At 41.0% G+C, this 26,025-nt stretch carries 26 protein-coding genes and 1 rRNA gene; 11 read left to right on the top strand and 16 right to left on the bottom strand.

The window, feature by feature from the left end; genetic code table 11:
• Position 1: 1 nt before the first annotated feature.
• From EGN73_RS21505 to EGN73_RS21495, 3 genes are read right to left on the bottom strand one after another with little or no spacing between them, the layout of a single operon-like run.
• Positions 2–1,213, bottom strand: a complete 1,212-nt coding sequence (locus EGN73_RS21505) for a PP2C family protein-serine/threonine phosphatase (RefSeq protein ID WP_219294110.1) — start codon at positions 1,211–1,213, stop codon at positions 2–4.
• 1 nt (position 1,214) lies between these two features.
• The gene (locus EGN73_RS21500; RefSeq protein ID WP_219294108.1) at positions 1,215–1,466 is read right to left on the bottom strand and encodes a hypothetical protein; all 252 of its coding nucleotides are present in this window, start codon (positions 1,464–1,466) and stop codon (positions 1,215–1,217) included.
• A gap of 24 nt (positions 1,467–1,490) precedes the next feature.
• Positions 1,491–2,615, bottom strand: coding sequence for a glycosyltransferase (locus EGN73_RS21495; RefSeq protein ID WP_219294106.1), 1,125 nt, complete (start codon positions 2,613–2,615; stop codon positions 1,491–1,493).
• Between the two features lie 21 nt (positions 2,616–2,636).
• On the opposite strand from EGN73_RS21495, the gene ruvC reads away from it, so the two are divergent.
• The gene (gene ruvC, locus EGN73_RS21490; RefSeq protein ID WP_219294104.1) at positions 2,637–3,212 is read left to right on the top strand and encodes a crossover junction endodeoxyribonuclease RuvC; all 576 of its coding nucleotides are present in this window, start codon (positions 2,637–2,639) and stop codon (positions 3,210–3,212) included.
• Here ruvC and EGN73_RS21485 read toward each other — a convergent pair.
• A complete protein-coding gene (locus EGN73_RS21485; protein WP_219294102.1) occupies positions 3,209–3,757 on the bottom strand; it encodes a porin family protein in 549 nt (182 codons plus the stop codon). The genes ruvC and EGN73_RS21485 overlap by 4 nt on opposite strands.
• Positions 3,758–3,813: 56 nt before the next feature.
• On the opposite strand from EGN73_RS21485, the gene EGN73_RS21480 reads away from it, so the two are divergent.
• The 3 genes from EGN73_RS21480 (at position 3,814) to EGN73_RS21470 (ending at position 6,910) form a co-directional block, all read left to right on the top strand.
• Positions 3,814–4,389 carry a Crp/Fnr family transcriptional regulator gene (locus tag EGN73_RS21480; RefSeq protein WP_219294100.1) on the top strand — a complete coding sequence of 192 codons (576 nt, stop codon included), beginning with the start codon at positions 3,814–3,816 and terminating at the stop codon, positions 4,387–4,389.
• A 74-nt stretch (positions 4,390–4,463) separates the two neighbouring features.
• On the top strand, positions 4,464–5,762 hold the full coding sequence (locus EGN73_RS21475) for a parallel beta-helix domain-containing protein (RefSeq protein WP_219294099.1): 1,299 nt from the start codon (positions 4,464–4,466) through the stop codon (positions 5,760–5,762).
• A gap of 11 nt (positions 5,763–5,773) precedes the next feature.
• A complete protein-coding gene (locus tag EGN73_RS21470; protein WP_219294098.1) occupies positions 5,774–6,910 on the top strand; it encodes an SO2930 family diheme c-type cytochrome in 1,137 nt (378 codons plus the stop codon).
• A 58-nt stretch (positions 6,911–6,968) separates the two neighbouring features.
• On the opposite strand, the gene EGN73_RS21465 is transcribed toward EGN73_RS21470, so the two are convergent.
• The 8 genes from EGN73_RS21465 to EGN73_RS21430 form a co-directional block, all read right to left on the bottom strand.
• The gene (locus EGN73_RS21465) at positions 6,969–7,559 is read right to left on the bottom strand and encodes a porin family protein (RefSeq protein ID WP_219294097.1); all 591 of its coding nucleotides are present in this window, start codon (positions 7,557–7,559) and stop codon (positions 6,969–6,971) included.
• 95 nt (positions 7,560–7,654) lie between these two features.
• The gene (locus EGN73_RS21460; RefSeq protein ID WP_219294096.1) at positions 7,655–8,728 is read right to left on the bottom strand and encodes an alanine racemase; all 1,074 of its coding nucleotides are present in this window, start codon (positions 8,726–8,728) and stop codon (positions 7,655–7,657) included.
• Positions 8,729–8,959: 231 nt separating this feature from the next.
• A complete protein-coding gene (locus EGN73_RS21455; RefSeq protein ID WP_219294095.1) occupies positions 8,960–9,403 on the bottom strand; it encodes a GNAT family N-acetyltransferase in 444 nt (147 codons plus the stop codon).
• Positions 9,396–10,838, bottom strand: a complete 1,443-nt coding sequence (locus EGN73_RS21450) for a sodium:solute symporter family protein (protein ID WP_219294094.1) — start codon at positions 10,836–10,838, stop codon at positions 9,396–9,398. Before EGN73_RS21450 ends, EGN73_RS21455 begins: the two co-directional genes overlap by 8 nt.
• 128 nt (positions 10,839–10,966) lie before the next feature.
• Entirely contained in the window at positions 10,967–12,025 is a 1,059-nt protein-coding gene (locus tag EGN73_RS21445) for a BF3164 family lipoprotein (protein WP_219294093.1), read from the bottom strand.
• 514 nt (positions 12,026–12,539) lie between these two features.
• On the bottom strand, positions 12,540–13,289 hold the full coding sequence (locus tag EGN73_RS21440; protein WP_219294092.1) for a succinate dehydrogenase/fumarate reductase iron-sulfur subunit: 750 nt from the start codon (positions 13,287–13,289) through the stop codon (positions 12,540–12,542).
• Between the two features lie 28 nt (positions 13,290–13,317).
• Positions 13,318–15,252: a fumarate reductase/succinate dehydrogenase flavoprotein subunit gene (locus EGN73_RS21435; protein WP_219294091.1), complete on the bottom strand. Its 1,935-nt coding sequence runs from the start codon at positions 15,250–15,252 to the stop codon at positions 13,318–13,320.
• Between the two features lie 40 nt (positions 15,253–15,292).
• On the bottom strand, positions 15,293–15,976 hold the full coding sequence (locus tag EGN73_RS21430) for a succinate dehydrogenase cytochrome b subunit (RefSeq protein WP_219294089.1): 684 nt from the start codon (positions 15,974–15,976) through the stop codon (positions 15,293–15,295).
• A 260-nt stretch (positions 15,977–16,236) separates the two neighbouring features.
• Here EGN73_RS21430 and EGN73_RS21425 point away from each other — a divergent pair, with 260 nt between their 5' ends.
• From EGN73_RS21425 to fabD, 4 genes are all read left to right on the top strand, one after another.
• Positions 16,237–19,026, top strand: a complete 2,790-nt coding sequence (locus EGN73_RS21425; RefSeq protein ID WP_219294088.1) for a T9SS type B sorting domain-containing protein — start codon at positions 16,237–16,239, stop codon at positions 19,024–19,026.
• On the top strand, positions 19,023–19,439 hold the full coding sequence (locus tag EGN73_RS21420) for a thiol-disulfide oxidoreductase DCC family protein (protein WP_219294086.1): 417 nt from the start codon (positions 19,023–19,025) through the stop codon (positions 19,437–19,439). Before EGN73_RS21425 ends, EGN73_RS21420 begins: the two co-directional genes overlap by 4 nt.
• Positions 19,440–19,473: 34 nt before the next feature.
• Positions 19,474–20,103: a carbonic anhydrase gene (locus EGN73_RS21415; protein WP_219294083.1), complete on the top strand. Its 630-nt coding sequence runs from the start codon at positions 19,474–19,476 to the stop codon at positions 20,101–20,103.
• Between the two features lie 79 nt (positions 20,104–20,182).
• The gene (gene fabD / locus EGN73_RS21410; protein WP_219294081.1) at positions 20,183–21,061 is read left to right on the top strand and encodes an ACP S-malonyltransferase; all 879 of its coding nucleotides are present in this window, start codon (positions 20,183–20,185) and stop codon (positions 21,059–21,061) included.
• A gap of 19 nt (positions 21,062–21,080) precedes the next feature.
• Here fabD and folK read toward each other — a convergent pair whose 3' ends face one another.
• Positions 21,081–21,572 carry a 2-amino-4-hydroxy-6-hydroxymethyldihydropteridine diphosphokinase gene (gene folK, locus EGN73_RS21405; RefSeq protein WP_219294079.1) on the bottom strand — a complete coding sequence of 164 codons (492 nt, stop codon included), beginning with the start codon at positions 21,570–21,572 and terminating at the stop codon, positions 21,081–21,083.
• Positions 21,573–21,641: 69 nt separating this feature from the next.
• On the opposite strand from folK, the gene sppA reads away from it, so the two are divergent.
• A complete protein-coding gene (gene sppA / locus EGN73_RS21400; protein ID WP_219294077.1) occupies positions 21,642–23,402 on the top strand; it encodes a signal peptide peptidase SppA in 1,761 nt (586 codons plus the stop codon).
• A gap of 52 nt (positions 23,403–23,454) precedes the next feature.
• Here sppA and EGN73_RS21395 read toward each other — a convergent pair whose 3' ends face one another.
• A complete protein-coding gene (locus EGN73_RS21395; RefSeq protein ID WP_219294075.1) occupies positions 23,455–24,345 on the bottom strand; it encodes a flavin reductase family protein in 891 nt (296 codons plus the stop codon).
• Between the two features lie 81 nt (positions 24,346–24,426).
• On the opposite strand from EGN73_RS21395, the gene EGN73_RS21390 reads away from it, so the two are divergent.
• Positions 24,427–25,086, top strand: a complete 660-nt coding sequence (locus tag EGN73_RS21390) for an endonuclease/exonuclease/phosphatase family protein (protein ID WP_219294073.1) — start codon at positions 24,427–24,429, stop codon at positions 25,084–25,086.
• A gap of 280 nt (positions 25,087–25,366) precedes the next feature.
• On the opposite strand, the gene EGN73_RS21385 is transcribed toward EGN73_RS21390, so the two are convergent.
• A complete protein-coding gene (locus tag EGN73_RS21385; RefSeq protein WP_219294071.1) occupies positions 25,367–25,552 on the bottom strand; it encodes a hypothetical protein in 186 nt (61 codons plus the stop codon).
• A 126-nt stretch (positions 25,553–25,678) separates the two neighbouring features.
• Here EGN73_RS21385 and EGN73_RS21380 point away from each other — a divergent pair, with 126 nt between their 5' ends.
• A complete protein-coding gene (locus tag EGN73_RS21380) occupies positions 25,679–25,831 on the top strand; it encodes a hypothetical protein (protein WP_219294069.1) in 153 nt (50 codons plus the stop codon).
• Positions 25,832–25,888: 57 nt separating this feature from the next.
• Here EGN73_RS21380 and rrf read toward each other — a convergent pair.
• A 5S ribosomal RNA gene (rrf, locus tag EGN73_RS21375) occupies positions 25,889–26,000 on the bottom strand.
• Between the last annotated feature and the right edge of the window lie 25 nt (positions 26,001–26,025).

Genomic DNA, 26,025 nt, shown 5'->3' with positions numbered 1-26,025 from the left:
GCTATTTGAATCTCAAACTGAGTAAAGTCACATCGTCACGCTGCTGTCCTCCTGCGGAAAACATCTTCAATTCTTCAAAGAAGGTATCATGAAAGTAGTCAGGGTCTACACACAACTGACTCTTTACAAACTGATTGAACCTTTGGTCTCCATATTCTTCCTCTTGTTGATTGAAGCTCTCGGTCAAACCATCCGTGTATAGGTGGATCGTAAAACCTTTGAGGTGTTCTCTTTTCCCCACTTCCAAAAACGGAAGGGTATCGAAAGCTCCAAGAATAGTGGTCCCTGCACCCAATAATTCACTTCTTTTTTCGCCTTCCCAACAAAGAATCGGAGGATTATGCCCGGCATTTACATAGATCAGCTCTCGCTTCTTATAATTATAGTGTCCAAGGAAAAAGGTAATGAACTTCTCCCCCTTGGTATTGTCATAGATGGTAAAGTTGAGCTGTTCTACGATCATTTTCAAATCAGAGCTGCTCCTGAGCAAGGTTCTCAGTGCGGCCTGGAAGTTGGACATCAGCAGGGCTGCCGGCATTCCTTTTCCTGATACATCGGCGATGCAGAAAAACACCTCCTCCTCTGACTTTTGGATCAGGTCATAGTAATCCCCCCCCACTGTAGAATGTGGAACATAGGTTACTTTGGCTTTTAGCTTTTCCGTTTGTGGAAGCACTGAAGGGAATAGCATCCTCTGCACATTGGAGGCGATTTCCACTTCCTTTTTCAACCGTTCCTGCTCAAGTTGCTTTTTGGCAAAACGCTTGTTTTCCAATGCCACCACCATAATATTGGTAAGTGCTTGGGTGAAATTAAGATCGAGCTCCTCCATCTCGTCCTTCTTTTTCAAAAAGAGGATGGCAAGCATCTTATCTTTGTGAAAAACAGGCAGGTAATTCTCCAGCTCTCCAAAGGAATATCCGGGCCCTACATGTATGTTGAGTTTGCCTTCTATTTTATCATATTCCACGTTCTGCTCAGGTATGGCTTCAGGTATGGTACTTTTTACCCCGTGGCTGATTTTTTTTTCGTAATGATCCTGATGGATCATATAGAGAAGTATAGACCTGATATTGAGATGGACCAGGCAGGTAAACTTAAAAATATCCAACAACACCGCTGCAGGCTTATTTTCATTGATTGCCTGAGTGATTTCAAGAAGAGCTTTGAGCTCCAATTCCTTCTTCTGATATGCTACTGTAGTTGGTGTCAATTTATAGTGCGTTATGTTCCATCAGACCTTTTTTAGTAGCAAGGAAGTACAATTTCCTCCCCTGTTCCAAAAGATCTATTTTTTCAAAAACCTCCTCATCCGGAGCAGTCAGACATTTGATATAACCTTTTTCCTGAAGGCTACTGAGTGTCTGCAAAATCAACTGTTCTTCCCAGCCCAGACTTTCTTTCAGGTAGCTGAAGTGCTGTACAAAGTAAAGCTCGTCTATTACATCAAACTCTTCGTCCGTCATTTTATTTCGTTTTCCGGCACTAAATTAAGGCTTAAAAGAAGAATTTCTTCCCTTCCAATCAAATTTTCCAATTAATACTCCTATCACCACCCCCAGTACAAAGAACGGATGGATGCAACTTGTTTTGAAAAAACTCCAAAAAGAAATTTTCCTTCCATAAAAATCCAATACGGTTGACAAAGCGTACCACTCGCCCAGGATTTTTGAAAGAAGGAGTAGGGAGAGCAACGCTAAACCCCCATATCCGAGTCCCACAAGAAATACAGCTGAAAGGAAAATCAGCTGAAATAAAACCGGCACCAAAGCAGACAAGGCATGCACCCAGCTTTTGTGCATCTTCCATTTGGAAGCCCAGCGGAATCTCTGGGAAAAAAGACTTTTCAATGATCTTTGAGGAACAGTCACCACCACTGCGTCAGGGGTATGTTGATAGAACACTGCTTTGGCTCCGTATTTCCTGACCACCTTTTTCAGCAGAAATTCATCGTCACCTGACAAGTGCTCAAAATTCCCCTGATAGCCCTCTACAGCCTCAAAAGCCGATTTCCTGAAAGCCAGGTTGGCTCCGCTGCACATGAGCGGATTTCCCAAATCCACACTTGCTTTGGAAAGCAATAGAATACTTGCCCATTCAATTTGTTGGAAATGATCGAAAAAACCAGTCCCATTTTGAGTCAGCACAGGCCCCGCCACCAAATGAACCCCTTCTTCGGAAAATTCTGCTGTCATTACATGAAGCCAGTTCTCAGGCAATCTACAATCAGCATCAGTTGTCAGTATAATCTCTCCTTTCGCCTGTGATATACCTGTATTGAGGGCCACCTTTTTGCCGGCACCTTCTGATTTGATTAACCTGAATGAAAAATTATTTTTCACACAAGCTGCTAAAATATTCTTGGCTAGTTCCCAAGAGCCGTCATCTGAACCGTCATCTACCAATATCAATTCAAACCTTTCATAATCCAATCTGAAAACTGAATCAAGAATTGTAGGCAGGTGATGGGCTTCATTCCTGAAAGGCAGAATTATAGTCACCGAATAATTCCCCTGTTTTTTTTTATCTCCCTTAGCTTCTGACCGCCACAAATATGCAAGTGTGCCCATCATAAGCACATAAAGTATCCCCACCAAAAAGTAAAATGTTAGCATGAATTGGTTTAACTTGCGGTAATGAGTAAAGTAGCCAAAAAAGAAGCAAACGAAAAAATAATTCTTGGCATAGACCCCGGCACAAATGTCATGGGATATGGTCTGATCTTAGTGGAAGGAAAGAAGTATAAGCCTATCCAATATGGAGTCATTCACCTGAAGAAATACAGTACTCATGAACTAAAGCTAAAGAAGATTTTTGAAAGAATTACGGGCCTCATCGACGAATATCATCCCGATGCTGTGGCATTGGAGGCGCCCTTTTTTGGACAAAATGTCCAATCCATGCTCAAGCTGGGACGTGCTCAGGGTGTGGCTATGGCTGCGGCTTTGGCCAGAGAAATACCTATTGTGGAATACTCTCCTAAAAAAGTAAAACAGTCGGTTACGGGAAACGGAAATGCCTCCAAGGAGCAAGTTGCCGAAATGCTAAAAACCCTGCTCAAAATCGAAGAACTCCCGAAATTATTGGATGCAACTGATGCTTTAGCCGTGGCAGTCTGCCACCATTTTCATGATGGCAGAATACAAAGCCGAGGCCGCACAGCTGGTTGGAAAGCATTTTTGGACGAAAACCCCAACCGTATTAAAAGTTAGAAGGTTTTGGTCAGGGCAAAGTGAAACACCCTGCTTTTTACATTGGTATCGAAATAATTGAGGCTGATCAGCCCAAAGTCATAGCCAAACTCAATTCCAACACCTTCAAGCAACTCATATCCGAATCCCAAAACAGCAGCCAGGTCATAGCCTCTGATTGTGGAAGTGTTTCTGGACACACCATCCGGGTTTTCATATCTTCTTGTGGCCAACACCGAAGCCTGTGGACCTGCGAACACGTCAAACCTCTCAGTAAATCCATACCTGAAAAGCACTGGCACATCAATATAGCTCAGTCTATCGCTGATACCCTCTGCATCAGACTTGATTCCCTTCTGGGAAAAATAAATCCCGGGTTCAATGGTCACATTATCAAAAGCTTCCAGACCATAAAAAGCTCCAACCCTAAATGCCAATCGGTTTTGAAAACTGTAACCGTTAAAGTTGGAAAGATTCATCCCGCTCTTTAATCCCAATTGGGCCTGGACGTTTTGAAGTGCTGAGAATCCAAAAAGGACAAAACAAAGCAGTAATAGCTTTTTCATATTCATATTTTTTTTTAGTATAGTATTATTTCCACTAGAAATGTCAGTCAAAAACCATGCTTGAAAACGCAAGTAAATTAACAGAAACCCTACTTAAGTTTACTGATTTAGGTGAGAAATCTTTGAATCTTTTTTTGGAAAGCGGTTTCAAAATCCGCAAAAATAAAGGGGAAAGGCTGATCACAGCGGGGGAGGTAGCTGACTGTCTATTTTTTGTTGAAAAAGGCTTTATCAGAAGCTACTACCTCCGTGAAGAAAAAGACATCACGATAAGTTTCAGCTTAAAGGGAGACTTTATCACTTCCATGTCCAGTTTTATACTTCAACAACCATCTTACGAAAATGTGGAAGCAATCGAAGAAGCTTCCCTTTGGGCCATCAAACATAAAGACCTGATGAATTTGTTTCATACGGATCAAAAGTTAGAGCACATTTACCGCTTGGTACTGGAACATTATTATATCCGTATAGAAGAGGAGTTGATATTTTCGAAGTTTAAATCAACCAAAGAACGCTACCTAAACTTACTCCATAGCCGACCTGAGATTATCCAAAAAGCCTCCGTGGGACAAATTGCCTCCTACCTGGACATGAGTATTGAGACCCTAAGCAGGATCAGGGCCAACATTTGATTTTTTTTGATTTTTGTCAAATGATTTTGCTCAGGTTTTTAAGTAATTTTATTCTTCCCAAAATGCCTGATACTATGAAAAATAACACATTGACTTTACTTACGCTCCTATCTATCTTTTTTATGGGTGTTTTTTCCTGCACCAGCAGTACTACCGAAATGACTTACGACAGCAGTAAACTGCCCAGAGCAAGTCAGGATCAAGTAGACAAGGTTGTAGAAGCCTTTATGCTTGCCAATGACGGGGATGTCATAGATATACCCCCTGGATTTTACAACTTCAAAACCCAGCTGATATTGGACAATAAAAACAATATAACCATAAAAGGAGCAGGAATGGACAAAACTGTCCTTTCATTCCGGGAATTGCGCTCGGGAGGTGAGGGGGTAAAATTGGTAGGCAACAATGTCAAAATCGAAGACCTGAGCATAGAAGATGCTCCCGGAGACGGCATCAAAAGCCAGCATAGCGATGGGATTACATTTAAGCGGATAAATGTCACCTGGACCAATGGTGACAAATCCAAAAACGGGACATACGCCATTTACCCCGTTCAGTGTAAAAACGTCATGATAGACGAATGCATCGCTTCACATTCCAAAGATGCCGGAATATATGTGGGTCAGTCCGAAAACATCATAGTCAAAAACTCTCTTGCTTTTGGAAATGTAGCAGGTATAGAAATTGAAAATTCGGACAATGCAGAAGTATTTGGAAATACAGCCAGAGATAATTCGGGCGGAATTCTTGTCTTTAACCTTCCAGGACTTCCGAAATCTGAGGGAAAAGGAACCAAAATCTATGACAATGACATCGTTTCAAACAATCATGTCAATTTTGCCACTCCGCTAAGCGATGAGCCCAACGGAAATACGGTTACAATGATACCTCCAGGATCTGGAGTAATATTACTTGCAGCCAAAGACGTGGAAATTTACAACAACAGAATTCACAAAAATAAGACTGTAGGCATCGCCATAGCCAATTACCATATTACTGGATTCCCTGCCGAAGCCCCCAATTGGTCGCCATATACTTCCAACATTTACATCCACAATAACGATTACCAGAGGACCATGAAAATTCCTGACCTGACAAAAGAAATGGGGCAGCTGATTTCAGTCTATAATGCACATGGCAAAGGGAAAACGCAGGACATCGTATATGATGGATTCTGGGATAAAAGTCTCTCTGATAACATTCAGAGCAATCCTATGAAAATTTGTATAGAAGAAAATGGTATAGAAAAACTGCACTTCACACTATTTGACCTTTGGGAAGGTGAAGAAAACATAAGGTCAAGTAAAAACTACTCTCCATTCCAATGTCAGACAAGCATAGAAACGGACGTAAGTGGTTTGGCAGATTTATGATTATATAAAAAATGAAAAATATCCTTTCAATAAGTCTTTTACCAGTCCTCATATTCTTCTTGGGCTGTGCGGAGAAAGTGGCAGAAAAAGAAGATCTGGAAGTAGCTGATATCAGCTATGGGAATTGGGAAGCTCCGGCAGTAAATATTGCCAAACTTGATTTTGAGAGCATGCCCTTTGAAAAGCTTTCTGATTATGGTTTTTTTACAGGAAAAATCAGAGAAATGAAGCCTCAGAAAGGTGTTTTAACCTACGAACCTGCTTCTTCCCTTTTCACAGACTATGCCCACAAGTCGCGTTTCATCTGGATGCCAGAGGGGGCAGCTGCTAGCCTAAAAGATGATATAGAAGGTAGCCTGGACTTTCCTGACCAAACTGTTCTGATCAAAAATTTCTTTTACCCTGCCGACTTCAATCAGCCAGATAAGGACATCAGAATGATAGAAACCAGGCTGATGATCAAAAGAAACGGAACTTGGGAAGCTTTCCCTTATATCTGGAACAACGAGCAGACGGACGCAAAATATAAAGTGATAGGCGCAGAAATTCCTGTGAAATGGCAGGACGAAGACGGCAAACAACAATTGATTAACTACATAGTCCCCAATAAAAACCAGTGTAAAAGCTGCCACAATGTAAATGAGCAAATGGTACCCATTGGGGTAAAAGCCAAGCACCTCAATCATTCATTTGATTACGGAAATGGCCCTAAAAACCAACTGGTTCAATGGCAGGAATCCGGAATATTAGAAATGGATAAGTCTCCTGATGATATTGCTTCCATGGTAAATTATGCGGATAAAAGCAAAGACCTCAATTTACGGGCCATGGCTTATTTGGACATCAATTGCGCTCACTGCCACAGAGCAGAAGGCCCTGCAAGCACTTCCGGGTTGTTTCTGAATTATGAAGAGCGCGACCCTTTGAAGCTTGGCGTTTTCAAGACTCCTGTGGCAGCCGGATTTGGAGCAGGATCTTTCAAATTTGCCATTTACCCCGGCAAAGCAGACGAATCCATCATGACCTTCCGTATGGGCACCAATCAAGTTGGTGCTGCAATGCCTGAAATCGGCAGGGTATCAGTACACGAGGAAGGAGTACAGCTGATCAAAGAATGGATCAATGCAATGGAAGAAAAAAAATTTTAAAAAGAAACAGCCCGGCTGAAGCAACCGGGCTGATAACAATTATTGCTCACACTTTTAATTAGAATGTCAGACCAACAGATAAATTAAATCCTCTGTTGTAAACATCAGAATTACTGTTCTTAAAAACTGGTGCCATACCATAGCTATAAGATCCCTGTACATTTAGACCTTTGGGAAGATTGTAACCCAATCCGACTACTACACCATAATCAGTTTCTCTCACATTATTGGTATCAAAGCTAACCGTCGAACCAAACAGATCACCTTCGAATGAAGAAGATGCCAGAAAGGAAAGCTGAGGTCCGGCAAATAGGTTAAGTCCCTCTGTTAGGTAAAGCCTGGCCAACACTGGCACATCAATGTAATCCAATAAGGCCCTGGAATTTACAAAATCATCATTTCTGGTACCTTTCATCGAGTAATATGCACCAGGCTCAATGGCAAAAGACTCTGCAACAAAAAATGTAGCATAAAGACCTAAATGAAACCCTGTTCTGTTGGTATAATTGTCATCGGAAATGTCTCCTCCACCGAAAGTGTAAAAATTACCACCACCACGGACTCCAAGACCGCCTCTACCTTCTGACTGTGCACTTGCATGCCATGTAAAAAGCGTCATGACAGCAAAAATCAACGTTAACTTTTTCATATAAATAATAATTGGTTTGGCTACCAAAAACCCAATACCATGCCAATCAATTACATTTTTTAACAAAAAAATTATAACATACTGATATTCAATTACTATTCACTGACGACTTTGTCCACGTAGCTGGAATTCAAAATCCCCAATGCCCCCATGTATTTCAGACCAAACTTAACAGTATCCCCAACTTGGTACTTTTTGGGGTTTTCTCCAAGATTGAGAATCAGCATGTCCGAACTCGCTCCAAGAATTTCAAATTCCCCATCCTCTGGAATCAGGTATTTTGGATCTACATCGAGGAGTCCTATGTCCAATATTGCCCTGAAAGATGACCTTCCATAAAGCTTTTCATCAATCTGAATGACATCTCCTTGAGGATTGGCAGCCAAAGTCCCCGTGGGCAGGAGTGGCTTTTCCTGCATTTCTATTATTTCAGCAAAAAGGGTAAAAACATCCCCATGCATCCCCTCGATCACCTTTTCTTCAAAAAGATCTACACCAAAAAACAGGGTCTCTCCCACCCTGAAGTGATTGATACCCATCGGCAACTGCTTATGAAGCATGAGAGGGATGGTAACAGAGGTGCCGGCCGAAACCCAAGGAATGGTTTTATTGAATTTAAGTTCTATAATCTGCTTATACAAAGACAATTGGATGAGCTTGTCTGTCGAAGGCATGACGCCATTCAAGCAATTTAAATTGGTACCTAGTCCGATGATTTCAATATTTGGCAAGTCAAATACTTGGGCGTAAAAATCCACTAAATGATCCCCCATCACTCCTTCCCGCAAATCTCCTGTCTCTACCATGATGATGATTTTATGTGTTTTTCCCTGATTGACCGCTTCCTCTGAGATCCAGCGAATGGAATTCAATTCACTATTTAAACTTACATCTGCATACATCACCATTTTGGAAATATTACGCTTAGATACAGGCTTGATGTATACCGTCTGAACTTCCGGATTAAGCTCTTTGATTTTGGCAAGATTACTAATCCGGGAATCATGGATTTCACGCACACCCAATTGAATCAATTCCTTTAAAAATTTCCTATTCCCACAAAACAACTTCGAAACCACCCCCCAAGAGACATCATGCTTTTCAAACATCCCTTTCAAGAATTCAAAGTTTTCGGTTAGTTTTTGTCTATGTAAAGTCAGATAGGCCATTTTTAGTTTTTCGTTTTGTAGTTACTTGTAGTTTACTTTGTACCAAGTACCAAGTAGGGATTTCGAATCAAATGATTGATTTTCCCTTCAAATTTAAAATTGTTCTTGGGACATTTCCTCCCTCATTTCTAATCCATCCTTCCTCCCTCATCCCTCATCCCTCATCCTTCCTCCCTCTTCCTTCATCCTTCATCCTTCATCCTTCCTCCCTCATCCATCATCCTTCCTCCTTCATCCTTTCTTCAGTCTCATTTCAAGGTACTTATTGGTAAAGCCCAGTTTTTCGTACAATTTTTTGGCAGGATTATCTGGCTCCACATGAAGGGCGATATCACCATTGGCTAGATCAATGGCCGTCTCCATCAATTTTTTCCCAACTCCTTTACCTCTTTGAGAGGCATCTACAGCAATATACACCAGAATATTTTCCGGAATATAACCGGACATTCCTGTTTTGTTCATGACTACTGCTCCGACTACAGATTCGTTTTCCCGAGCCAAAACCACAAAACCTCCCTTGTCCACTGCCTGATCCAGCGCATAATCCAAACATTTCATGATATCTGAATGTGGATCCCCATACTGATCAAGGTGATCGAAAAGAAAATCAGCTATTTCCTTTTTTTGCAGATACGTTGCTTGATCTATGGCTGAAAGTGTTTCTATTTTAAGCATAAACTTTGTCTTTATTTTGTTTTTTCTTACTTTTAGAATAATAAACAAGCAAATACATTGCTAAAGAGGTAAATAGACCGAAAAAATTTGGATCAAGTCCAAATGGCAGATTTATCTCTAAGGCTCCCAATGTCGCAGTGACTGTCCCGCCTGAAATCATGGCAGCAACCGCAGCCCAAGGCTCTCTTTTATCAGTAAACAATCCAAAAAGTATGGGAACCAAGAGGCCTGAGACCATAAAGGCATAGCTGTAAAGCATCAATTCCAGCACATTGGTCATCTGCATACTCACCACTAATGCCAATATACCTAAAATCAAGGTAAAAAGCTGACTAAACCTAATCTGAAGTTTTTCAGGTTTTGCATTAAGCCATTTACCAAAAATATCAGTTGACAAATTTCCGGAAGCGGCCATTAGGCAGGAATCCGCTGTAGATAGCACTGCAGAAAAATAGGCCGCCATCATCAAGCCCAATATTCCGGGCGGTAAGATTGTCCTTAGCAAAATTGGCAGACCCATTTCCGGATCCAGATTTTCAAGATCTATGATCAAAAGCCCCTGCTCAAAGGCTACCTTGGAAAGCAAACCCAGGCCTACTCCCATAAAAGCCATGATAGGCCATTCAAACAATCCTGCGATAAACCAGGCCTTCTTGGCAGATTTCTCATCCCGACTGGCAAAAATCCTTTGATACAAAGTCATACCTATGAACCATATCGGCAGGATCGTTATCCCCCAATTGGCAAAATCCTGCCACCTCAGATTAGTCAAAGTAAAGTATTCATCGGGAAGAGTTGCCCTTATACTTTCCCAACCACCTACATGATAGTAGGCCACTGGAAGTCCTATAAATATAAAACCCAACATCAGGACAATCCACTGCACTGTATCTGTATAAATCACTGCCTTAAGACCGCCCAATACAGTATAAACCACTGCAATCACACCCATGATGACCAAAGCTTGGGTAAGGCTTAGCTCCAAAAATGTTCCGGAAGCTAATTTAGCTCCTGCCAATAACTGGGAAGACGTAAACCCTAAATAGCCCACCATCGAGATGATGGCAGCAACAATACCCACCTTCTTGTCAAAGAGGTGTTTAAAGATTTGAGGGAATGTATAAAAACTTGCGAAGGCTTTGTCTGACTTCACCCTAGGAATCAAAAATACAGCTGCCAGCCAAGCTCCCAATAATCCTGTAAAAAGCATCCAGCTACCGGAAAGCCCCATCACAAAGCCTAGCCCACCCAGGCCGACTGAGAATCCGCCTCCTACGTCCGTAGCGACTACAGAAAGGCCAATGTGCCAACTCCCGATACTTCTCCCACCTACATAATAATCATCCTGGCTTTTGTTTTGGTTCATAAAATAGTACCCAACACCAAGCATGGCCACCATATAGCCTATAAAAATCCCCAGATCAATAAGGTGCATTCCTCAGTAAATATCTAATCAAATAAAATTTCTAAATTATAGTAATTTTCAAAGATACAAATATTTAAATTGGTCTAAAAACGAGAAACTGTCTAATTTATCCGATGTTTAAAAAGTAAAAATAAACTTTAAAATTGGAATGCATAAATTTCTGATTCTATTCTATCCAAGCCATACAGTATCTTGTTGTTCCAATCAACCGTAATAGAGGCTACAGCATGGTCCAGTTCATAAAATCTTATAGGGTCGCCATTCCAATTTAAAACTACTACATGAAAATAGTGAATGGAAGCTTCCTTATCTCCAGGCTTGTTTGTTCTTCCATTAGCAAATAACAAAAATATTTCTTCTTCATTGACTGCCAATGACTTGTAAGCATGTCGGGTTTTTTCATAAACACGCTTCATATATGGAGTCCCTCCTCTTTCTCCAATATCAAAACTTGGTAAAAATTGCAATGGCCCATGTATGCGCTTTATGAGATTTCCATCCCTTGAAAATAATTCCACTAAGTCTAAATACTCATATGCCAAAATAAATTTTTCTCTAGAAGGGTGTACCATTGATTTTGCCCAAAATACATCCACTTCTACCGTGGGGGGAATTTCCAAACCAAAATTTGGATAGCTTCCATGAGATCTCATTTCATCTCCATCCTTTGAGTAAACATAAAATCTAGAATGTGGAAAAACACCTTGAGTAGTGGTATAAAAAATACTATCATTTACATAAACTGCAGAAAGTATTGGATTCATAAAAAAAGCACTTTCCAATTCCTCAACAAAAACTGAGTCCATAATCGAAGAAAAGTTGAAACGCTTCATAGAAGTAGCCATAATATCATGAACCCATACCGATCCATCCTTTAAAAAATCCATCTTAGCAACTGAATATGTCTCAGAAGGGCCAGCACCATTTTTAAAAATATGAGCTAGCTTTGAATAATCATCATGCGTGTCAAAAACAGTTACATTAAAATTTTGACCAATAGATGACACAAAAAGAAGTGAATCATCAAAAAAAATATCAACAGGGGAATAAATTGTACCTAAATCAAGTTTCTTTCCTACTAATGACTTTTGTATTGAAAAGGAATCATAAGAAAATTTAAAATCAACAGATTGCAACTCTAATTTAGAATCACAATACATCAAAAATACAACCAATATAAAAAAACACCTTCCCATATTTTAAAATCAATTACATTCAGGATTTAAGGCGAGGGAAATTTCAATAATTCCCCTCGCAAAGTTAAATTTCATTCCTTCATTAATAATTGTCAGAAGGTCCTACACCATAACAAATTGTCCAAGAACATTGCTGCCCGTTTACATATTGTGTAATGGAACAAACACTACCCGAACCACAATCTGCACCGCAATCTACCACTGGGCAACCCGCATAAACACCAACTCCAAAGAGTAGTGTAAACAATCCAATTAATAAATTTCTTTTTTTCATTTCAGGATTTTTTTTAGTTTAAAACATATTTTCTAAAAACTTCTCCTTGAGAGAAATACCAAACTCACAACTGATTCTTGCTAGCATAGCTAAGCTAAAAAAAAAAAATAAAGTCAAATTTTTATTTAAAAAATATCATTTGAGACAAATACCTTCATCTTAAACTAAGATTAGAAATTTTAAAATTCTTAAAAAATAAAAGCCGGACTAGCCGGCTTTCAATTTCAAATAAACTCAATATCAAACATTCTCTGAACTTACTACCGCAGAGAAATACTCCCTGTTCATCCTGGCAATATTGGTAAGACTGATACCTTTTGGACACTCTATCGAGCAGGCACCTGTATTGGTACATGCGCCGAAGCCCTCCGCATCCATCTGTGCAATCATCCTTTCAGCTCTTTCTTTCCTTTCCACCTGACCTTGAGGCAAAAGTGCCAGCTGTGAAATTTTAGCAGAAGTGAAAAGCATGGCTGAGGCATTTTTACAGGCTGCTACACAAGCCCCACAACCTATACAGGTAGCCGCATCAAATGCTTCATCAGCGATTCTTTTCGGAATGGGAATCTCATTGGCATCAGGTACTCCACCGGTATTGACAGAAACATATCCTCCTGCTTGCATGATCCTGTCAAAAGATGAACGGTCTACAACCAGATCTTTCATTACTGGAAATGCAGTAGCTCTCCAAGGCTCAATCGTAATGGTTTCACCATCATTAAAAGACCTCATGTGTAGCTGACAGGTAGTGGTCTGCAAAGGACCGTGTGGCTTCCCGTTAATATAAAGGGAACACATCCCGCAAATGCCTTCTCTACAGTCATGGTCGAAGTGAACAGGATCTTCACCTTTTTCCGAAAGCTGCTCATTTAATACATCCAACATCTCCAGAAAGGACATGTCTTTGGATACGTCACTTACTTTATAATCTTTAAATCCGCCTTTGTCAGATTTATTTTTCTGTCTCCAGATTTTCAATGTTAAATTCATGGCTCTTACGAGTTTTAATGCTTTAGAATTACTTATAACTTCTTTGGGTCAACTTCACGTTTTCAAACACCAACGGCTCTTTAACCAACTCTTCTTCCTGACCTTCTCCCAAATACTTCCATGCTGCCACATAGGCGAAGTTTTCATCATCCCTCAAAGCCTCTCCTTCCGGAGTTTGATATTCTTCTCTGAAGTGACCTCCGCAGGACTCATTTCTGTGCAGGGCATCATCTACCATCAATTCTCCCAATTCAATGAAATCCGCCACTCTATGTGCCTTTTCCAATGACTGATTGAGTTCTTCATTATCTCCCAATACATTGACGTCCGTCCAGAATTCCTTTTTCAGATCTTTGATCATGGCCTTAGCTTTGGTCAGACCCTCAGCAGTTCTCGCCATACCACAGTAATCCCACATGATCTTACCCAAACGCTTATGGAAGTGATCTACGGTTTTCTTACCCTTTATACTCAAAAGCTTCTGAACCCTATCTTGGACTTCTTTTTCAGATTTTTTAAATTCAGGATGATCTGCACCTACTTTATCATATCCGGATTGTGCCAAATAATCTCCAATGGTATATGGAATCACAAAATAACCATCCGCAAGACCTTGCATCAGAGCAGACGCTCCTAATCTGTTCGCACCATGATCGGAGAAGTTAGCCTCACCTAAAGCGTACAGCCCTGGGATGTTGGTCATCAAGTTGTAATCTACCCATAACCCGCCCATTGTGTAGTGCACCGCGGGATAAATCATCATAGGCAATTTGTATGGATTGTCCCCAGTAATTTGTTGATACATATCAAAGAGGTTGCCGTATTTCGCACGGATAGTATCCTCTCCATCTCTGATAATCGCATCACGGAAATCCAAAAACACTGCTTCACCTGTCTCATTTACGCCTCTACCTTCATCGCACACATATTTGGCATTCCTGGAAGCCACATCCCTAGGGACAAGGTTACCAAAAGATGGATATTTTCTTTCCAGATAATAGTCTCTGTCTTCCTCCTTGATATCGTTTGGACTGATCTGTCCCTTTCTTAGTTTTTCGGCAATCTCAACAGTAGCCGGCACCCATACCCTACCATCATTTCTCAAAGATTCGGACATCAATGTCAACTTGGACTGATGATCTCCCGATACAGGAATACATGTTGGGTGAATTTGGGTATAGCATGGATTTGCCATCAATGCCCCTTTTTTATGTGCTCTCCATGCTGCAGTCACATTGGAACCCATCGCATTAGTAGAAAGGAAAAACACGTTCCCATATCCTCCTGTACACAAAAGTACTGCATGTGCAGAATGGGATTCTATCGCTCCGGTAATCAGATTCCTGGTAATGATACCTCTGGCTTTTCCATCAACGGTCACCACATCCATCATTTCTGTTCTTGGGTACAACTTTACCTTTCCATTTGCAACCTGACGGCTCAATGCGGAATATGCCCCTAATAGCAACTGCTGACCGGTCTGACCCCTGGCGTAAAAAGTACGGGAAACCTGAGCACCACCGAAAGAACGGTTAGCAAGCAATCCTCCATACTCTCTTGCAAAAGGTACACCCTGAGCAACACACTGATCGATAATACTTACCGACACCTCTGCCAACCTGTACACATTTGCTTCCCTTGCTCTGTAGTCTCCTCCTTTGATAGTATCATAGAAAAGCCTGAATACAGAATCTCCGTCGTTTTGATAATTTTTGGCGGCGTTTATACCTCCTTGGGCGGCAATACTGTGCGCCCTTCTTGGACTATCCTGGAAGCAAAAAGCTTTTACGTTGTAGCCCAGTTCGGCTAATGAAGCTGCCGCAGAAGCACCGGCCAAGCCAGTTCCCACTACAATGACATCGTATTTTCTTTTGTTGGCCGGATTGACCAGCTTGATGTTGAATTTATGTTTGGTCCATTTTTCGGCCAATGGGCCATCAGGTATTTTTGAATCTAATATCATCTGACTGAAATTTTAATTTCCATAAACATTTACAATTACCTTAAAGCGATTGGATGTACATCACAATAGGAATAAGGGCAAACAGTGCTGGAACAATTATCGCGAAGCCGATACCGACTTTTTGGATCAAAGGAGAATATTTGACATGGTTAAGTCCCAGTGTCTGGAATGCACTTGCAAATCCATGGGAAAGGTGAAAAGCCAGAAAGGCCATTGCTACCACGTACACTGCCACATAAGCAATGTTGGAATATGCTTCTGCAATGATTAGAAATACATTTTTGTATGTCACTCCATCATACACCGCTGTGGGAATTTCCCCAAACTTGAACTCGTACCAAAACCCTCTCAAGTGGATTATCAAGAACAACAATATCACTGTTCCTAGAATCCCCATATTTCTGGAAGCCCAAGTACTATTGGTACCGGCTTTACTTACTGCATAATTAACAGGACGGGCCTTTTTGTTAGCCCTTGTGAGCAAAATTGACCAGATCACGTGAATAAGGATAAAAGCAAAGTTACCAATAGAAACAACCCTGATGATCGGATTGTTGGCCATGGTCTGCGCATAAATGTTAAAAGATTCACCTTCATCAGGCAGCAACAGCTGAAGGTTTCCAGCCAAGTGTACTACCAAAAATAATATCAGAAACAATCCGGTGAGGGCCATCAAGAGTTTCTTGCCCAGGGTGCTATTCAAGGTTTTAGTTACCCAACTCATATACTTTTTCTTAAGTGTTCGTTGATTTTTGGTTTATTAAACTTAGGGGCCAAATTTACATTTGGAAAGCTTAGCAAACAATCTGAACACAAACGATTGAACTTATTTTAAACCGTTCTAAATAGAACGCTTTATCACTATAAATCATTTATTTCGAGTGCAATCTTAACCAAGTGTTTAAAATTATTGTTTGATTAAAAAAATAATTTAGTCCTGAATAAGTTAAATTCGTATATCTTGTACGGTAAAGTCTGGTATCTATGAAAATCAAATACATACTTTTAATTTTCTGTTGCATGTTTGGCTTAGCCATTCATCACTCCCAAGCTACCCATATACGCGCAGGAGAAATAATTGCTGAAAGGGTCAGCACAACAGCACTAACGTACAGAATTACAGTAATTGGTTATACTGACACCCGGTCCACTGTGGTATTGGGGCCTGGAGACATCAATTTTGGTGATGGAAGAGAAACGAGACTAAATACTGAAAATGATTTTCAGACCGTAGAACAACTGGGCAATAATATTGAAAAGACAACTTTTGTCATTACCCATACTTATCAAGGTCCCGGTCAATACACCATTTGGTTTAGGGAATTCAACAGAAATGCGAATACCCTCAACATGGACAATTCGGTGGATACACCATTTTATGTAGAGACCATGATTACCATTGATCCGTTTATCGGAATCAACAATTCACCGGTCCTGACCATTCCACCTGTAGATAATGGAGGAGTAAATGTGAGATATATCCATAATCCAGGTGCATTTGACCCCGACGGAGATAGCCTAGCTTATTTTTTCGATGAAATTACCGTAAGACCCAAACAGGGATTTCAGAGATTTGTAAACAATTACAGAAGCCCTGCTTCAGGCGAGTTTTCTTTTAACCGGGAAGATGGTTCAGGTAACCCCTTTATTTCTATGGATCCCATCACAGGCGACTTAGTATGGGATGCCCCTGGTCTTGCCGGTCAATATAACATTGCATTGCAGGTGCAAGAATGGCGGCGGATAGGAGGAGAATACCGTTTGATCGGATATGTGATCAGGGACATGCAGATCATTATTGAAAACACCAATAATCAGCGCCCAGAATTGGAACTTCCTCCGGACCTCTGTGTAGTCGCGGGTACCAAAATAGAGGAAATCATACAAGGATCAGACCCCGATGGAAACCCTATAAGAATTGAGTTATTTGGAGAACCGTTTGAAATAAATACTTCTCCAGCTTCCTATAATCCTTTAAGTTCTTTTCAGCCAAGTCCTGGTATTGTTAATTTCGAGTGGCAGACCGTCTGTAACCATGTTAGAGAAAGGGATTATGAAGTAAGGGTGAGGATCACTGACCAGCCAAGTTCGGGACCAGCTTTAGTAGATATAAGGACTTGGAGAATTAAAGTAGTGGGACCTCCTCCTGTCATCGATAATATTGAGCAGCAACAAGGCCGCTCAGCCAAGCTGGAATGGGATCCTTATTCCTGTGCTAACAGTGCCGAAACCATGCAGGTTTGGCGTAGGCTCAACTCAGACCCTTATGAACCTGATTCCTGCGAGACAGGAATTCGGGCAGGTTATGAGCTTGTAGGCACCACCAACATGAACATATTCGAATTTGTAGACGATAACAATGGAGAAGGACTCGCACCTGGAAACACTTATTGTTACAGGTTGGTAGCTGCCTTCCCTACGCCAAGACTGGGCGAAAGTATTGTCTCTGAAGAAATATGTATTACTGTAGATGTAGATGTACCACTCATCACCAATGTAAGTGTGGAAGCCACGGATACAGAAGATGGGGAAATTTTCATCCGATGGACCCCACCTTATGATATTGACCGGGAACAGTTCCCAGGTCCATTTACTTATGAACTTCTCCGGAATACCGGCTTCACAGGGAATCAAAACAGGGTATCTGTGATTACGACATCTGATACCTCATTTACAGATGTTGGTCTGAATACTGAAAACCTGGTATACAACTATAAAGTAATCTTACGGGAAAACAATACTACCATTGACAGCTCCAGTTCAGCTTCTTCGGTTAGGCTTTCACCAACAATTATCAATGAAGCCATTGAACTCAATTGGGATTTCAATGTGCCATGGAACAATGCCATACAAGAATTCACCCATGAAGTGTACAGAAACAGAACGGATGCTGACGCTCAAGATGAAGACACCTTCGAACTAATAGCTGAAGTGGATGTGACTTCCGCCGGGTTTACTTACTTTGATGACGGTAGCCATAATGGCGTGCCATTGCAAAGGGACATTGAATATTGCTACTATGTCATTACCAAAGGTGCATACAACATAGATCAATTGGAATATCCACTTGAAAATAAATCCCAAATAGTCTGTGCAAGACCTGATGACGACAGGCTTCCCTGCCCACCTGTACTGACATTTGAAGGACCGGACTGTACAGAATTTCTTTCGGATAAAATCTGCGGATTCAATAATTTTGAACATAGACTGAGCTGGGAACCTGATTTCTCAGGTGACTGTGATGATGAACTAAGTAGTTTTAGGTTGTATTTCACTCCTGATGGAGAAGATGGAGTTTTCAATTTGGTCGGAACTTATTCGCCTTTTGATCTTCAGGCTACCATCACCAACCTCCCTACATTCCGAGGGTGTTATTACATTACAGCAGTTGACAGGTCTGGAAACGAGAGTGACCCAAGCAATGTCGTTTGTGTGGATAATTGCCCCAATTATGACTTACCCAATGCTTTCACGCCAAATGGAGATGGTATCAATGAAACCTTCATGGCGTTTGACGCACCATTTTCCAAATGCCCTAGGTTCGTAACAGGTGTAGAAATCTTCATAGTCAACAGGTGGGGAGTAGAAGTATTCAATTATAATAGCCTTACAGCAAGTGAGAACGATATCTTTATCAGGTGGGATGGTCGCGACATGAATGGCAATGATCTTCCTGCCGGTACTTATTTCTACAGTGCCACAGTCATGTTTGATGCCTTGGATCCTGCACTCCAGCAGAAGAAGCTGAAAGGCACAATCCAGGTCATCCGATGAGTATTCAGGAAAAGTATGACATAGTGATGTTTGACGGAGTCTGCAACCTTTGCAATGACGCTGTAGACTTTATCATTGTTAGAGATAAAAAAGATAAGTTCAAATTTGGAGCACTTCAGGATGAAACGTCAAAGGAAATACTGGAAGAATTTGATGTAAAAGAGGATTACTTGGACTCTATCATATTGATACGTAAGGATAAAATTTATTATAAAAGCCGGGCTGCCTTGGAGATTTCAAGAAATCTGAGTGGATTATGGCCCCTAGCCTACGCATTAATCGTTATTCCTTCATTTATCAGGGATCCTATTTATGATTGGATAGCCAAAAACCGCTACAAATGGTTTGGCAAAAGAGAAACCTGTCGTTTCCCATCAGACGAAGAAAGAGCCAAATTTCTTGAAGGCCGTTGATTTTAACTATTAATTTTTACTAACAAGATTTACAATGGACTTGGAGAGTGTTTTTAGAAATAATAAAGACTGGATCACTAAAAGATTAGACAATAATCCTGATTATTTCACAAACTTAGCAAAAGGACAGAGTCCTGACATTCTTTACATAGGTTGCTCAGATTCCAGAGTGTCAGCTGAGGATTTGATGGGAGTTCACCCAGGTGAAGTTTTTGTTCATAGGAATATTGCCAACATGGTAATCAGCATAGACCTCAATGTCATGTCTGTACTGGAATATGCAGTAGAGCATCTAAAAGTAAACCATGTGGTCGTATGTGGCCACTATTTTTGCGGTGGTGTCAAGTCAGCTATGGAAGCTGCTGATTTAGGACTGCTGAACTCTTGGTTGAGAAATATCAGGGATGTCTACAGGCTACACAAAAAGGAATTAAATGCCATAGAAGATGAAACCGTGCGCAATAATAGACTTGTGGAGCTCAATGTTCAGGAACAATGCATCAACCTCTTAAAAACAGCTGTAGTACAAAAAGCCGTAAGGAAAAGGGGGATGCAGGTACACGGATGGGTTTTTGATATGGCAACTGGCCAACTAAAGGATCTGGAAATAAATTTTGAGAAAATCCTAAATGAAATCCGCGAAATCTATGATTTAGGGGTATAGACTTTATACCAAGGAAGAGGTAGTCTCCTGCACTTTTATTTTATTCTTATATTTGCCCTGGAACTCAAAAAACAACAAAATGACGAAAGCATACATTTTTCCCGGACAGGGTGCTCAGTTTTCAGGCATGGGCAAAGAATTATATGAAACGAATGAAGATGCTAAAATTCTTTTTGAAAGGGCAAATGAAATTCTAGGTTTTAGAATTTCTGACATCATGTTCAGCGGTTCAGATGAAGAACTTAAGCAAACAAAAGTTACTCAACCTGCAATTTTTTTACATTCCGTAATTCTTGCCAAAACCACAGCAGATTTTCAACCGGATATGGTTGCGGGACATTCCCTTGGAGAGTTTTCGGCCTTGGTAGCCAACAGAACCTTGTCTTTTGAAGATGGGCTCAAGTTGGTTTATCAAAGAGCGCTTGCCATGCAGGAAGCATGCGAAATCAATCCTTCAGGGATGGCTGCTATTCTAGGTCTTGAGGATGAAAAAGTAGAAGAAATCTGTGCATCTATACAAAATGAAACAGTAGTACCTGCCAATTACAATTGTCCGGGTCAACTGGTAATTTCCGGGTCAAATGAGGGCATTCAGATCGCCTGTGAAAAAATGAAAGAAGCCGGAGCAAAGAGGGCCCTTCCATTACCGGTAGGGGGGGCATTTCACTCCCCTCTTATGGAGCCTGCCAGGGAAAAATTGGAAAAAGCAATCAAAGAAACCACTTTCAATAACCCAATCTGTCCGGTTTATCAAAATGTCAGTACTACGGCTGTGAGCGATGTAGAAGAAATCAAAAAGAACCTTATTGCCCAGCTGACCGCACCTGTTAAATGGACCCAATCTGTGCAAAATATGGTAAAAGATGGTGCAAGCATCTTTTTGGAGTGCGGGCCGGGAAAAGTATTACAGGGCCTAGTTAAAAAGATCCATAAAGAAGCCGAAACGGCAAGCGTTTAAAGATAAACAAGCCCGGGTTTCACTCCGGGCTTTTGTATTTTTTGACCCAGGACTGATCCTTACACTTCGCCAATAGTTCGGTTTGTGTCTTTTTGAGAACAGGATGGATAAAGTCAGGCATTATTTCTGAAAGGGGTTCCAATACAAACTTCCTATTTGCAATTTGCGGGTGTGGGATCTGAAGATTTGGAGTATCTATCACTTCATTACCAAAGTAGAGTATATCAATGTCCATTGTCCTATTTCCCCATTTGGTGTCCCTTTTCCTATCGCATAGGGCTTCAATTTCCCAAATCTTCTCCAAAATAACTGAGGCACTATCTTCACTTTCTATAAGCAAAACCTGGTTCAGGTAGTCACCCTCCGAATTCCCGCCCCAAGCAGCCGTTTCATAAATAGAGGAAGTTGCTTTCACTTTTCCGATCCTGTTTTCCAGAAGTTGGCTTGCTTTTCGCATATACATGAGCCTATCCCCTATATTTCCTCCAATGATTACAACAAGTTTTCCCATAAGTATCTTGTAAAAAGTTAAACTTAACTAAAAAAGCGGTAATTTTAGGGGAAATAAAACTGACTTACTATGAGATTTCTTGGAAATGTATTGGCTGTCATTGTCGGCCTATTGGTTTTTTCAGTCATCAGCTTTTTTCTTTTCGCAGGACTTATTGCCATCATTTCATCTTCCGAAGACGAGGTGAAAGTAAAGGAAAACACCGTCTTGGTATTGGATCTTGAAGGCAGGGTCATGGTGGAAAGGACCAATGATGATGATCCTTCATTTTCTAGCCTAAGCCTTTTTGGAGGTGTACCCACAGTTGGACTCACCAGCTTAAAAAGAGCAATAGAAATTGCCAAAGAAAATGATAATGTCAAAGGCATTTACCTTAAAGCAGGAACTTTCACAGCCGGTCAGGCCAATATGAAAGAGCTAAGGGACAAACTGTTGGAATTCAAAGAATCCGGAAAATTCATCCTCAGTTATGGTGAATTCTATAGTGAAAACGGGTATTACCTCAGTAGTGTCTCGGACGAGGTTTACTTAAACCCTGCCGGTTTACTGGAATACAACGGCTTTGCATCTGAAATTATCTTTTTCACAGGTCTATTTAAAAAGCTTGAAATCAAACCGGAAGTTTTCCGAGTGGGTGATTTTAAAAGTGCTGTTGAACCGTTTTTACTGGAGGAGATGAGCGAAGAAAACAGGCTGCAGACTGAATCTTTCTTAAAGGATCTAAATAATCTAGCTATAAACGAAGTAGCCCAGAGTAGAGGTGTCGACCCTGAGACTGTCAGAGATATCAATTCTAAAATGCTGATCAGGAAGGTAGCTGATGCGGTAGAGCTCAATATGATTGACGGGTTATTTTATGAAGATCAGGTATTGGATCTTATCAGACAAAAACTTGGCTTAGAAGAGGACGATAAAATACCAACCATCAATGTCACTAAAATCAACAAGGTTTCCCAGTCAAAAGGGAAATCATCCAAAAACCGCATCGCTGTCATAGTAGCTGAAGGAGAAATTGTGAGCGGTGAAATGGACGGCATGATAGGCTCAGAGAAGTTTGCAAAAGAAATAAATAAAGCAAGGAAAAATAAAGACATAAAGGCAATAGTCCTTAGAATCAACTCACCTGGAGGGTCCGCCCTAGCTTCGGAAGTATTATGGAGGGAAATTGACCGGGCTAAAAAAGAGAAACCCGTTATCGCTTCCATGGGAGATGTTGCTGCCTCTGGCGGATACTACATGGCTGCAGCAGCAGATACTATAGTAGCACAACCCAATACGATTACAGGTTCCATAGGTATTTTTGCTTTGTGGTTCAATGCAGAGGGACTCCTTAAAAACAAACTGGGCATCACTACTGATGTAGCAAAAACTGGGGAACTATCCGATTTTTTAAGTCCTACAAGGAGCTTATCCGATACAGAAAGAAGTATCTTCCAAGGATACGTGGATGATGGATATGAGCTTTTCATTGATAGGGTAGCTACGGGAAGAAACCGATCCGCAGATGAAATCAAAGCAGTGGCATCCGGAAGAGTATGGTCTGGAAATCAAGCCCTGGAAAATGGTTTAGTTGACATCTTGGGCAATCTTGAAGATGCCATTAAAGTCGCTGCTTCTAAAGCTGATATAGAAGATGATTACAGAGCCGTGTACTATCCTCAGGTGAAGCCTTGGTTTGAAAGATTCTTCAGTCAGTTTACCAATGAAGTGCATACCCGTGCAAAAATCAAGCAATTGGGTCCTTTAGCTCCTTATGCAAGTGAATTGGAAAAATTAAAAAGAATGGAAGGGCTAATGCTCCGTATGCCTTATGATATGAATATAAAATAAGACAATTTTAAAAAAGATCTGAAAAATAGAGAAATGGGAATTTCCCCTTTCTCTATTTTTGTAGTAGTATTTTCCAAGCCTCTTCTATATTTCCCGATTCAAGTTTTTCTTTGGCAAATTCATGAAGATGAAAAATATAGCTTTCCGGATCATTTTGAAAACGGACCTTGTATTCCTGAATGACAGGATTATGAGAATACGCTTCAATATCATCTCCTGAGGGAAGCTTTTCTACATTTCCCAACCTCCCCAGATTATTTCCAGTCAGCACTGCGCTATTTCTTATTTCTGTTGGAATGGTATCCACTCCGATTCCCTTATTCCTAATTGGTTTAGGGATTTCAAAAAGTGCATTCCCATTGGCTCTACAATACCAATCGCCACCCATACGGGCTACCGAATCAAGTTTGAATGGGCTTATTTTCCCATCATGATCCAAAACATCTTCTTTCACATGGACCATGACCACCTCACATATAATCAGGTTGGCCGCTCCCCCTTCTTCCCCAACAGGTAAGATTTGGAGTACCTTACACTCAAATGCTACAGGTGATTCTGCCACTCTTGGAGGCTTCACCAGCGTTGAGCCCACCTCTGTCAATCCAGCCTTTACAAACTCATTGACCCCTTTATCATATTCAGTACTGGCTAGGGACATTTGCTCTACCATACTGTAATTGACCATATTTATCACCACCTCTTTGACCTCTTTCACATTCTCCAATGAATGCTTGGTAGTATTATCTCTTACCCTACGGGCCGGGGAAAATATAAGAACAGGAGGATTGGAACCAAAGACATTGAAAAAACTAAAAGGGCTGAGATTGACATTACCTTCTTTGTCTATTGTGCTTGCAAATGCAATCGGCCTTGGGGCGATTGCTCCCAGTAAGTAGCCATGTAATTCTCCTGTACTTATATCTTTTGGGTTTATAGATTTCATAATTTTTATCTCACTTTTATAAATGGCTTCATGACTTGTTTCGAATTCTCTAAATTAATGACTTCATTAAAATTTACTTGTATGAAAATCAGCTTTTCCTTCATATTTCAAAGTTTAGCCCTCATTATACTCAATTCGGCAATGAGCTCAAATTTATTGATAGCACAGTCATTGAATGTGGCTATTTACAATATAAGGTTTGACAGCCCTAATGATGAAGGCAACTTATGGAAAGGCAGGGCACCTCATTTGATCAATCAGATATTATTCCACCAAATGGATATAATCGGCACACAGGAAGGTTTCTTTCATCAATTGGAAGAAATGAAATCAGCTTTGAATTACCCATATTTGGGAGTTGGACGGAATCATGGCGGAGAAGAGGGGGAGTTCAGTGCTATTTTTTATAACGATAAAAAAATAAGCTCCATTAATACAAACTCAGCACCTGTGATTTTTTTGGGAGATTTCAATATGAATGAAGAAAACCCAGCTTACAAACAAATTGAGAATCACAGGTTTTTTTCAGATTCAAGAAAGATTTCCAAACTACCATCATTCGGAAATCAAGGAACTTTCAAAGCTTTTGATTGGAACAATTTATCGCAAGATATCATAGACCATATATTTGTGAGTTCAGGAATCTCAGTAATCAGGCATGGGATTTTGACAGATAATTATGGAAAAAAATACCCATCCGATCACTACCCAGTATTAGGGGAGGTATATTTTTACAATTAAAAAGATTCCGCTAAGCGGATCAAGTATTACCCTCTTCAATATAAAAACCCTTATTCAGGATATTCAATGGATATTAGATAGATACTAATAGATATTGGCTGAAACTAAATGGATATTTCTAAAAGCCAACACAGCAAACCTTATCAAAAGCGAAGCTTTATCTGTGTACATCTGTGTGATCTGTGGTTCACAATCGAGAGGTTACCAGCAAAGGAGGCCATGACACTTTTACGGTACCGAAGCTACTTCTTCCTTAAGTACCAAAAAACCTTGATAGTCACTACTTGGTACTTCGCACTTCTTTCCCGCTGCGGCGGACCGGGAAGGTAAGAGGTGGACCAAAAACAGTCCTGATCAAGGCATCCAACCCTTCCCCCGGTACTCCAAACCCCAAAACCTGCTCCTTCCTCCTTCCTCCTTCATACTTGGTACTTGGGACTATTACCCCCCATCCCCTAAAACACAAAAAAGCCTCCCAGTTTCCTGAAAGGCTCTATAATAATGGGGCGGCGATCCCGACATTCGGGACAGGCTCTACTCTCCCGTGCGCCGCGGCGTACCAGTACCATCGGCGCTGCAGGGCCTGTCCGTCATGGTGGAGCTTATCCGCCACACCGGACCTGGACAGGAAGATGTGGGCAAAAACAATCCTGTTCAGGGCATCCAACCCTTCCCCCGGTACTCCAAACCCCAAAACCTGCTCCTTCATCCTTCATCCTTCATCCTTCATACTTGGTACTATTAACCCCCATCCCCTAAAACACAAAAAAGCCCCCCAGTTTCCTGAAAGGCTCTATAAATAATGAGGCGGCGACCTACTCTCCCGGGTGTAACCCCAGTACCATCGGCGCTGCAGGGCTTAACTTCTCTGTTCGGGATGGGAAGAGGTGGAACCCCTGCGCGAGGCCGCCATGTCTTGCTGTAACAGGTACAAAGTAC

It is taken from the genome of Arthrospiribacter ruber, from assembly GCF_019343195.1.
In the GTDB taxonomy this organism is placed as follows: domain Bacteria; phylum Bacteroidota; class Bacteroidia; order Cytophagales; family Cyclobacteriaceae; genus Arthrospiribacter; species Arthrospiribacter ruber.
Note: the sequence above shows the minus strand (reverse complement) of the source record. Positions and strands in the feature narration are given on the sequence as shown.